The organism is Gammaproteobacteria bacterium (genome assembly GCA_003696665.1).
Lineage (GTDB): Bacteria > Pseudomonadota > Gammaproteobacteria > Enterobacterales.
Genome location: RFGJ01000507.1, coordinates 1 through 2,214, shown reverse-complemented (window position 1 = coordinate 2,214; position 2,214 = coordinate 1). Strand labels below are relative to the sequence as shown.

The 2,214-nt window shown below is 45.9% G+C and carries 4 protein-coding genes; all 4 read right to left on the bottom strand.

Annotated elements, in window-relative coordinates; translation table 11 throughout:
- The coding region (locus D6694_12335) for a hypothetical protein (protein RMH38464.1) at window positions 1–251 on the bottom strand (251 nt) is incomplete at its 3' end.
- A 54-nt stretch (window positions 252–305) separates the two neighbouring features.
- Window positions 306–968: a VCBS repeat-containing protein gene (locus D6694_12330; GenBank protein RMH38463.1), complete on the bottom strand. Its 663-nt coding sequence runs from the start codon at window positions 966–968 to the stop codon at window positions 306–308.
- Window positions 969–1,131: 163 nt separating this feature from the next.
- Window positions 1,132–1,680: a hypothetical protein gene (locus tag D6694_12325; GenBank protein ID RMH38462.1), complete on the bottom strand. Its 549-nt coding sequence runs from the start codon at window positions 1,678–1,680 to the stop codon at window positions 1,132–1,134.
- Window positions 1,661–2,008, bottom strand: coding sequence for a M23 family metallopeptidase (locus D6694_12320; protein RMH38461.1), 348 nt, complete (start codon window positions 2,006–2,008; stop codon window positions 1,661–1,663). The genes D6694_12325 and D6694_12320 overlap by 20 nt, the downstream gene beginning before the upstream one ends.
- Between the last annotated feature and the right edge of the window lie 206 nt (window positions 2,009–2,214).

The following is a 2,214-nucleotide window of genomic DNA, read 5'->3' as shown; positions in this document are numbered from 1 at the left end:
TTATCATAAGAACGGAGTGCTTCTATCAATTGACTTTTCTCGTGGCTAGATAGCGTCTTGATGAGTTCTTTTAACGAGGTGTCTGCCTCCGCGTTATACGCCCTCGCAAACGCCGCGGTCATCGCCCCATTGGCGAACTTACCGCCGGTGATCACTGATGTTGTGCCACCAACAACGGCTGCGGCGATGATGCGCACTCCAGCAAACTCTTTCTTGCCCTCGCCAATACCGTCAATCCATGCACCGGCCATCTTACTCGCGACCGCTGCCGCAACGGCATGTAATGAACACCCTCCCTAATACTGCTAAGGGACTTGTCCACTTTTGGTGGGCAGGCTCATGCAGTTTTCTCTCGACATACATCCTCTACCCCCGAATGTACCATTCGGGGAAGGAAAAACTACCGTTGGCCTGTGGGTTTTCTTTGGCATAGGTTGATAATGTCCATCACGGAGTTGATAAATTACGGTGCAAAAAAGGGGATCATAGCTTACGTGGTATGGATCCGTCTTTATGATCAACTCAAGACGGCCATCACCTGTAAAATCCTTAAACTCGGGTCGCAAAATGGATGTCCCATCAAACACTTTCTTGAACCCCTGTTGATTAACATAAATACGAATTGACCATTCGAGTTCAAAATTTTCGGAAATGACAAGATCTGCGACACCGTCGGCATTTATGTCAATCGGCTCAATGATAATTTGCCCCCCGGCATCTCGCGTTTCAACAACGTCGAATCGCGTTTCGCTGACAAGTAGAATGGCACTATGTCTAAATGTCTTATCTTTATAAGCACGCAATACAAATGTTCCATCCGGCATGATGGCAACGTTGCTTCGCTCATCCACCAAATAGCCAGCCGACTGAATTTTTTCTTTCAGTGACACCGGCAGAATCCCGTTACCGACGCTACTAAACGCCGCCAGCAGGATTATAAACCATAAACTTTTAGAACCTTTTTTCATAAACGTTCATATCTACCAATATTGTTCGCATTTTATGTTTCTAGTTTGCAATGGCCGATGAAATCAATTTCTTAGACCCTAGGCAATACCCTCGTGTCTTCCGATTCTCTCAACCCCCTACTAGGTTAAGTGCCTCTCTAAGGCAACCAGAATTAACCATCCTTCATTCAACTTGATAATATTTACCGTGACGTAATTCGTAGAGGGCCCCACAATATGTCCTCTCATCCCTGAAACCAAATGGATCAAACATCATAATCAATTGCAACTCTTTTCCCGGCCCAAAGTCAACAAGTTCAGGTTGTAGTATTGAAACACCTTCAAATGCCTTTCGATAGCCTTGTTTGTTGATGTAAATTCGTGCTGACCAATATGAACCAATTTTCTCGAATATCGACACATCAGGAGCGCCGTCTGCATTCACGTCTTTCAGCTCAAAAACTATTTTCTGCCCCACCTTACGTGAGGTCTCTATAATATCTAGCTGTTCATCATTAACAGCCACTATTGACCCTCGCCCCGCTGAATCAGCGTCAAACACTCTAGCTATAAATGTACCGTCTCCCATCCTGATCACCTGGCTTTTTTCAACATCAAACACGTAGCCAGCCAACTGGATTTTTTCCTGCAACCGAATCGGCAGAATGGTGTGCGCTCTGCTCTCAATTGCCAGCAAGAGGAATGACAATATTTCAACTAATTTCACAGCCATCTATACTCTCCAACCATTTTTCCGGATCAATGGCAACTCCTAGTATCCCTCCTTCACGTACCTCAAAGTGCAGATGAGGTTGAGTGGTATTCGCTGCGTTACCTGTGATGCCCAACGTTCCGATCACAGTCTCTGCTGTAACAAAATCACCTTCTGATACAGTCACGGAGTTGAGATGAAAATATCTAGTCACAGTTCCATCCGGATGTTTGATATTTACTTGATTCCCTGAGACCCGACACTTTGATGCAGGGCAAACTGCTATTACTTTTCCATCTGCTGCAGCAACGATTGGATCGCCGACCTCGCCCGCAATGTCAACCCCCAAATGGGGCCGAGGTTTACCGTTATAAACACGATATCTACCCTCGGGACTAAAGCGACCATCTGCAGCACCCTGGCCATCTTTTTTACCATCTCGCCATTATGAGGTCGAACCTTCCTAAAAATAACCTGTTTACTATCATCATGACCACCCTCTGAATTATACGCCCTCGCAAAGGCCGCCGTCATCGCCCCATTGGCGAACTTACC